The 8,809-nt window shown below is 29.4% G+C and carries 5 protein-coding genes; all 5 read left to right on the top strand.

Annotated elements, in window-relative coordinates:
- Positions 1-457 precede the first annotated feature (457 nt).
- On the top strand, positions 458-1,822 hold the full coding sequence (locus Q0F58_RS15265) for a macro domain-containing protein (RefSeq protein ID WP_294378386.1): 1,365 nt from the start codon (positions 458-460) through the stop codon (positions 1,820-1,822).
- A 759-nt stretch (positions 1,823-2,581) separates the two neighbouring features.
- The gene (locus Q0F58_RS15260; protein WP_294378384.1) at positions 2,582-3,109 is read left to right on the top strand and encodes a hypothetical protein; all 528 of its coding nucleotides are present in this window, start codon (positions 2,582-2,584) and stop codon (positions 3,107-3,109) included.
- Positions 3,110-3,113: 4 nt separating this feature from the next.
- Positions 3,114-3,890 (top strand): hypothetical protein, encoded by a 777-nt coding sequence (locus tag Q0F58_RS15255; RefSeq protein WP_294378382.1) that lies wholly within the window; start codon positions 3,114-3,116, stop codon positions 3,888-3,890.
- An 874-nt stretch (positions 3,891-4,764) separates the two neighbouring features.
- Positions 4,765-7,239 (top strand): SIR2 family protein, encoded by a 2,475-nt coding sequence (locus tag Q0F58_RS15250; protein WP_294378379.1) that lies wholly within the window; start codon positions 4,765-4,767, stop codon positions 7,237-7,239.
- 114 nt (positions 7,240-7,353) lie between these two features.
- A complete protein-coding gene (locus Q0F58_RS15245; RefSeq protein ID WP_294378377.1) occupies positions 7,354-8,631 on the top strand; it encodes a hypothetical protein in 1,278 nt (425 codons plus the stop codon).
- Positions 8,632-8,809: the final 178 nt, after the last annotated feature.

The following is an 8,809-nucleotide window of genomic DNA, read 5'->3' as shown; positions in this document are numbered from 1 at the left end:
AATGTAGAAACATGTCGATAGAAGAAAGATAAAATTACAGATTAAAAGTAGTACAATAATAAAAAGAGTTTTATAACAATGGTAGGAAGAAAGGAAAGAGATAATTATATATAAAAATTAATTATCGTACTGAAGATTATGGATAAGGAAAAAGAAAATTGTACATGTGAAAAATGTTTTATAATTATGCCTATAAGCGATCAAGGAGAAAGGAATCTTTCCAGGCTATTTCTTTTGTTTCATATGAATCCTCGGTAAAAATCAGATGTTTATACTTCTGAAGTAGTAGTGCGATTTTGATGTCAGTAAATATTTTTATATGATACGTTAATCAAGAGATGTATTTTAATAAAAATATGTAACTGGCAAAATACAAATATATTTTCTAAAGTTTATATTGAAAATTAGACAAAATATGAATTTGTATTAGATAAAACCTGAAGGAGAGAGTGTGAAGATGTCTGTAGAGTTTATAGATGAAAAATTAATTCAAAATATGCTAATGACATATTCTGGAAATATTGTGGATTGTGTAGAAAAATATAGAAATAATGTAGGAATATTAGCTGTTGTAAATGCAGCTAATCCGACACTAATGGGAAGTTCGCATAGAGGTGTAGACGCAAGTATTCATGAAGCAATAGATTCAATATTAGAAGCTAAAAACGACGAAACAGAAAGAACATTTCGAGATAAAATTCGAAAAGAACTTGATTCAGAAACGGATTTGCCTATTAAAAAGATACGTTGTAAAAGAGGAGAGGCTGTAATAACTAGAGGATATGAATTTTGTGATTATGTGATTCATGTAGTGGGAAAAGAAAACGATTATCCAGGGAAAAAAGTTGCATGCACAAGTAAATGTACTAGTATATTGGAAGCGTGTTATCGAAATATAGTGAAGAGCGTATGTGATAATCAAAAAATAGAAACTTTGATTATTCCAATCATTGGTTCAGGCAATTATAATATTCCATTTAAGCTGGCAGCGAGTATCGCTGTTGCAACGATAGGAAATGAGCTATTGCATGAAAAGAAAAAGGATATAGAATATTTTAATTATATGGCATTAAAAAGAGTCATATTTTGTATATTGGATGAAGATGAGAACAGAAGTAATTTAATGATTTTTAACAATATTTTAAAACAATATAAAAAATACTTTGAAAGAAACCATAGAGTTGTGTATCAAAATTCAGTAGAAGCTCAAATTCGATATATACGTAATATTAAAAAGTATGATGAATCTAGAGGATATTTTTTAGTAGCTAAGTATTTTAGATTACTTATTGCATGGTTACGAATGGTGTTTATACCGATATTATTTATAAAAGATCTGTTGGGAGGAGTTGACTGGCAAAAAAGACGGGGAGCAGTGGAAAGCATTACAGTTATAAAATTAGTTGTTCCGTTTATACTTGCTGGGTTGATACATGTGTGGAAATACACAAATTATAAGGTATGTGGTAGTATTTCTCTATATTTGATTTTTGATACAATTACATATTTATTATGTTTAATATTTCTATCTGATATTCAGAGACCATCAGCAAATGTTATACGGTCTATGATATTGTTATTTATAAATTATTTAGAAGTATCAGTTGATATTTCTCTGTTGTATTATATTGATAATCATGGAATGTTACCGTTCAGAAATGCGATAAAATATGGGCTTATAGGAAATGTGACAGATTTAGAATCTCTTGGTAGATGGAGTGCTTACATTTATTATATGAATGTAAGTATAAAATTTTTCTTTAAAACATTAGCATTTGGATATTTTATCAAGCATCTTAAAGAAAGAAAATTTAGGAGTTAATGTATTTACCAAGGTGTATCTATGAAAGATAAATGAAAGAGTATGGAGGACTAATGTGGGATTTAGAAGTAGTTAGAGTTTCTTCACGTTTATTTCCAGTATTGACAGTTGCTTGAAGGGTTTTTATTAGATTTTTCAAGTCTGTGATCATGTTTTTCAGTTCGTGAAGCTGGATATCTTTGGAACTGTCTGCAACTGCTTTTTCCTCCTGCTTTTAATATCTCTATATATCAAAAAAATAGACAGTACTGACATCATAACAGGAAATAGTGTGTCCTGAAAGTGCCGCTATTGGCGTTAGGTACACGAAAGCTTGTTTTGATAGCAAAGAATAAGAAACGCTTTTGTAATTTATTAAAAGTGTCAATTTAATAAAAAAGAACCTCAAGGTAAGAGGTAGCTGCCTTTTGGCGGGTGTAAACAAAACAATCAAACATCGGAGATCCCAAATGAATTATACATAGGATAAAAAGATTGGGAAAGTAACAGATTTAACAATGGTTGTCATAATTAATATTGGAAGTTAGATACATTATGCAAGAGCCTATTGACAATAGATGAGACGATCATTAGAATCAGGTACACGAAAGTAGCATTAAATCTGAGAGGGATTATATATATCAACGAGAATAAAGAAAATTATAAAGATAAAAGTCAATTTAAAAATTGAGTCAATACAATAAAGAGTAATTAATTAAAAATATAATTTGTTATATAAAAATAATCGATAATATAGCAAATGATAAGGGGGAGAAGAATATGGGGTTGGATGCAAAAAAAAATCCTATTTTATATTCAATAGGAACAAATATAGCCTATAAAATAGCAATAGAATATTATAATGATGTTCATTTTGTTTGGTGTACAACAAAATTTAATTCTTTAGAACAGCCATCAACATCTAATCCGGCAGAAATATGTAAAAGCTATTTAAAACAGATTACAAAAGAAGATCGTCATATGTATGATATTTATAATAATATGGTTGGGATTTTAAATGGCGCGAGGGTAAAATTAAATAATGGGATAATTAGTAAGAGAGATTTTGAACAAATAAATAATATAGTTGCATCTGTTGGCTATGATGCTTTTTTTCCGGTGCTTTATATTATTGAAAGTAAAAAAGTCGCGAGTCATTGTATAGAAGTGAAAACTAATGAGCGAGCTAGTGATAAATCAGTTGAATATAGGATAGAGGATCTGAAAAGAAATGAATTTGAAATAATCTTCTTTAAAGATATTTTAAGTGGAATTGTAAATATTTCTGAAAAGAGAGTGGGTGAATAGTAGAATGTCGAAAATAAAAATGAATGTGCCTCAAATAGATAATGAGAAAAAAAGAATAAGAGTTGAAAAAAATGTTACAAATGCAGAAAATGAAAAGTTTCCTATTAGTGTAGAAGCTGATGTGATTTTAGAGCAATCTGCAAAGAAAAAACGGAAAAAAATAAGTGATAAAAATGGCGTAGAAGTTAGGATACTTGGAGGTTCTGTATCAAAAACTGATGAAGAATCGGATGTAAATGCTTTAAGAAACCTAGATATAGAAAAAATAAAAAAAGAGAAGGAGGGTGCAAAAAAAAGGGATTTTCCTATAATACCGAATTTTTTAAAGAATCCACATTTTATACCTGATTCATATATTACAGAAATGGATGAAGAAAAAGGTTTGGGAGTGCTTATTCAAAAGAAGAATAAAGCATCAGAAAATTTTGTAAAAGTAGTTAGTAAAAATCCAATGTTGAATAGTGCAAAAAGAATGGAAATAAATAAATATTACGGAGCGGCAATCAATATAATACAATCAATGGATATAAAAGAAATGTTAGAAACATTTCAGTATATAAATATGATATTAGTAAACGAAAAACTTCCTGAAGTTCAATCGATTAAAGTTCGAAAATGTATAGAACAGGTAATTCAATTAAGAAAAAAAGATTCTTTAAAATGTGGAATAAAATATTTACAAAAAAATTTAGTTGATGAAATAATACGGAAAAATAGAGAAACAGCAGATATAGAGGAAGGAAAACGATTATATGAGAAATTAATGAAAAAAGAAGAGTAAAAATTGAAAAATAGCTAAGCAAAGGATAAGATACTTGTTAGATATAGTTTAAACATTAAATAAAGTAAATGGTTACATTGATCTTGAAATAGCAAAGGCAGAAGAAAACTATCGGAAAATCATGGCTAAATATATTAATCCATGGTTATTCATTCTTGATGAATGGATTCTTCTGAAGTCCACTGAGATCGAATAGAAGGATACATTTGAATTTATACATTGGAGACACAAGAAATCATTTACGATTTTCTGTTTCTAGTATGGAGTTGAAGAATGGTATAAGCAGCTTGGTGGTGATGCCAGTCCATTAGCTGATGGAATTGATCGTATTGCTCACGACGGCCATTAGATTAACATTACAAATATTGATGTTGCACACGATATGTCCATGAGAGAAGTATGCGGTTTATATAAAACATCGTGCAAGTAAACTTGCATAAGCGGTTCCGCATTATTGTACAGATGTTTTACTGCCTGCCTGATTTGGGGAGAGCATTGGGGTCAGGTACACGAAAGTAGAGATAAAAGTTTTGTGAAATTATTATAAAACTTGTGTCTCTTGGTAACTACCTTGACAGTTAGCGGGATGGACGCATAATATTATTTGTCTAATATGGAGAATCTGGTGTTGGAAATCTGGATTCTCTTTTAAAGGATGCAATATAATATGATAAGGTTAGAATAATCAAAAAGTATTTAATATAAATCGTATTATATGTGTGATAAAAATGGGATTTTAGTAAGTGGCTTGAACATTGATACGTAAATGGTAAATAACACGTCATCTGGAACAAATTGGGGTCAAGCAATTGGGGTCAGGTACGCGAAAGTAGAGATAAAATTTTTCTGAAATAATTAATGGAAAGGATAAAATATGAAATTAAAAGAAGCAATTGAAAAAATACTAGATGGTCAGGCAATTCTATTTGCAGGAGCAGGATTTTCTTATGGGGCTAAAAATATACAAGGGCAAGTTCCATCAGCGGATGAGTTAAAGAAAAAATTGTTGCTTGATATGGGAATGGATAAAAATTCAGACCATGGACTTGAAGTAGTTGCAAATTATTATAAAAACAAGAAAGGTGCTAATGAACTGATTGATAAATTAAAAGAGCAATATGATATATTGAAGGTTGCGGAATATCATAAAAAAATAATGGCATTGCCATGGAAGAGGGTATATACAACAAATTATGATCAGGTTATAGAAATGAGTTCTGCTGAGTGTGGAACTGCAACAAGAAAAAAAGCTGTGATATTATCTGATGATTTTGAGTATACAGAGAAAAATAATGTATGTGTACATATAAATGGATACATTGAGCGCCTTAATGCAAATAGACTAGAAGATGAGTTTAAACTTACAGATAAAAGTTATTCCTGTGATACATTGATAGGAAATCCCTGGTTTGAATTTATGGTTAATGATTTTGAATCAGCTTCGGCAATAATTATTATAGGGTATTCAATGAAATTCGATATCGATATTAAGAGATTATTGTCTGCACCTGCAATTTCGCAAAAGGTTGTTTTTATTGATGCACCGGGGTTAGATGAAATATCAAAAGGTTTGCTTGAGGATTATGGAAATTGCTATACTATTGGAATAGAAGCATTTAGTAAGGAAACGGAGAAAGTAAAGGCTGATTATATTTCAAGTATAGATTTTTCTTATAAAAGTTTTAAATATATGTATCGTGAAACTTTATCTAGCATTTTACCCAAATATGAAGAAATATTTCAATTTTATATGGAAGGGAAAGAATGCGATAAATTATATTTAAAAAATAAATCTGGAGAATATTCATATATAGTTGATAGAAAGGCAATGGATTTATTCCTGAAAAATTATAGAAATAATAAAGTATTTATCGCTTTATCTAATTTAGGAAATGGAAAGACAGTATTTCTTAAAATGGTGGAAAATGAATTGCGTAAAGAAGATGTGAAGGTATACACATATGTGCATAGGTATAATTTGATTGATCAAGAAATAGAAACAATATGCAATGAGAGAAAACGATGTGTTGTTATAATTGATAATTATCCAGGGCATCTGGAAATTTTAAATAAGTTTTCTCAATATGGACATCAAAATATTACATTTCTTTTATCTGCAAGAAATGGCGTTAATTTGATGTTCTGTAAACAATTGGAGAGAGCGTTACATATTTATTCTGAGGACATACAGCCTTTATATTTGAATCAATTACAAACAGAAGAAATTGGAAAATTAGCAACGGTTTTAGAAGACAATTCATTATTAACAGATAAAGTTTATGATAATATAATGTATAATGGAATTATTAATTTCATAAAACACGATTGTAAAGCAAGTTTTTCAAATTTATTATTGAAATTGTTTGAAGCTTCAAGTATAAAACAGAAGTTGGAAAGATTATATAAGGAGTTAGAAAATACAGAAAATGAAAAAGTAAAAAAAGTAATTATTTTTTCACTTTTAAAAAATATTTCAAATTATGATTTGAATTTTTATGAAATATTAGATTTGTTTAATGCTGATTATATAGCTCTTAGAAGGAATGACATAGAATTTATACCTGAAATATTTGTACAGGATAATGATAATGGAATTAATGTAAGATCTTCAATTGTATCAATGGCTTTGATTCAAAATGTAATAAGAACGGAAGATATAATATATACAATGAAAGAGGCTTTCTTTTCCGCAGATAAAAAAGAAGGACGGACTTATAGGGAATTACAGAAAAGCATGGTATCGCATTCACAATTTATTTTTTTTACGAACGTATCAAATGAGAGAGAAAAATTAGTTTTGATTGAAAATTTTTATAATGATATTCGCAATACAAAATTTGCAAAACATAACACTTTCTTTTGGGAACAATTTGCATCGGCATATATTGATATGAAAAAATTTGATCTTGTAAAAAAATGTGTTGATAATGCATTAATTGAAGCCAAAAAGAATCCCCTATTTATTCCATTTCAAGTGAAAACAGTACAGGGACGATATTATGTAGAAAAATGTTATGATGAATTATTAAAAAATCAATGCGGTAAAGATGAAGCAATAAATGCAATAACAAATGCAACGGATGCTATTTTAATGTATTATTCACATCCGGAAAATAATTTGTATTATGTTTTTAAGGTCGTGAGAAAATTTTCAGAAATATATTGGTTAATTGGAGATGCATTTGATAAAAGAGAATTATCAATATACATTGAAAAGGCTACTATAATGAGAAAACACATGGAGGAGTATTTATTAAATCCAATGTCACCATATTATGAAAAGGTAAAAGGATGGAGCCAGGAAATAGAAAAAACATTAGAAAATGCAAAATTGCATGTAAAATTGTGAACTTCCAGAAAAAGTTCCATCTACACCCTTAACTTCGACAGAGCATTGGGGGCAGGTACACGAACCTTAACCATATTTTAGGAATGAAAGTATTTTTAAGGAGAGAGACGGAGAATGACAAGTTATTTAGAGATTAAACAGTGTTTAAGAGATATTCTTGCTATCGATGCAGATATAGATGAAACTTGTGATATTGTTTGGCAGATATCGTCATATTTTGATGAGGATATAAAAATTATTTTTAATAATCATGATATAAAAGCAGCGTATGATGATATGCAAAATTATACTTTAGATAAACTTGAAATTTCAACAGCAACTTATCGAGAAGTTGCTCTTCAATTTTTTAGACCATATGAAAGAAGTATAGTTGAACTGGAGTGTATAAATGATCAAATAAATGGTATTACATATTCAGTGGGCCCTGCTTCTTCGACATACTGTATGTTTTTATTAGATGCAGTGTTTCAAGATAGTAAAGTTAATAGAGGGAAAAGTTATATAGATTTAAGACATAAAAGTCGTTTAATGTTGAGACGTAATAGAGGTGATATTGAGAGAAACGATTCAATGGAGTTATTGCCAGAATTGTTTAGAGCGTATACGCTTAAGGTTAATTCTGCAAAAACTGTTGCAATAGCTCAATTGAGAAATTATGCTACTTCTTTTGAGTTTCAGTTTATGTATAAGAAAAATATGGCAATATCTGAATATACAAATATACAAGATATGTATTTGATTGGAAATTCAGTATTAAGATATTCAAGTGAAAATATTGATTCTCCACCACAGAGAGTTTACAATTCAGCTGTTCTTGACTATTATACTATGGCAATGGAAGCTAGGGATCCTTTTACTATGTACATTTCTTTTTATCATATTATTGAACATTATTTTGATGCAGTTTTTAGAAAGAAACTTACAGAAGATATTAGGGAAAAGATAACACATCCCGATTTTTCATATAAGAATGAAGAGAAGGTGTATGATTTAGCTAAATATATAAAAAAACATATGAGTAATGATGATAATTCAGGGAAAGGAAATGAATTTGAATCTTTAAAGTATGTTTTAATGGAATATGTTCCTATAAATGAATTAAAACTACATATCATGCGCTTTGATCCTCAAGCGATAGATTATTACCAAAATAATTTGATCTCATTTATTACATCAAAGAAAATAAAAATTGGTTGGACAGATTTTCAAGGAGTTTATACGAATTTAACTACTCGAATTTATGAAACGAGAAATGCTCTTGTGCACAGCAAAAGTGAGCAAATTTTTAATCAGTATAGACCATATGAAAACAAGAAGGAACTTATGTTAGAAATTGCATTGATAAGATCTGCGGCAGAATTAGTGATAATTAATTCAAGTGAAATACTTTGAGTGAGATTAAGAAGGGGCGGAACTGGCTATATGTCAAGAATTAGGAGACTGTGAGTGTGAACTGCATTTTGCGCCATCCAGCGGTCGCAAATGCGTTTTAGAACGGCCGCTCTGCGGAGCATAACGGCCGCCTGCTTTTAGTTAATTGACCACCACTTATCGAGTGTTGATCTTGATA

It is taken from the genome of uncultured Clostridium sp., assembly GCF_934754915.1.
GTDB lineage: Bacteria > Bacillota > Clostridia > Clostridiales > Clostridiaceae > Clostridium.
The sequence above is the reverse complement of the archived record's forward strand: the minus strand, read 5'-3'. Positions and strand labels throughout refer to the sequence as shown.

What these genes read in the sequence shown, in the direction of transcription:
- Q0F58_RS15265 (WP_294378386.1), top strand. Translation starts at nt 458, where the DNA reads ATGTCTGTAGAGTTTATAGATGAAAAATTAATTCAAAATATGCTAATG.
- Q0F58_RS15260 (WP_294378384.1), top strand. Translation starts at nt 2,582, where the DNA reads ATGGGGTTGGATGCAAAAAAAAATCCTATTTTATATTCAATAGGAACA.
- Q0F58_RS15255 (WP_294378382.1), top strand. Translation starts at nt 3,114, where the DNA reads ATGTCGAAAATAAAAATGAATGTGCCTCAAATAGATAATGAGAAAAAA.
- Q0F58_RS15250 (WP_294378379.1), top strand. Translation starts at nt 4,765, where the DNA reads ATGAAATTAAAAGAAGCAATTGAAAAAATACTAGATGGTCAGGCAATT.
- Q0F58_RS15245 (WP_294378377.1), top strand. Translation starts at nt 7,354, where the DNA reads ATGACAAGTTATTTAGAGATTAAACAGTGTTTAAGAGATATTCTTGCT.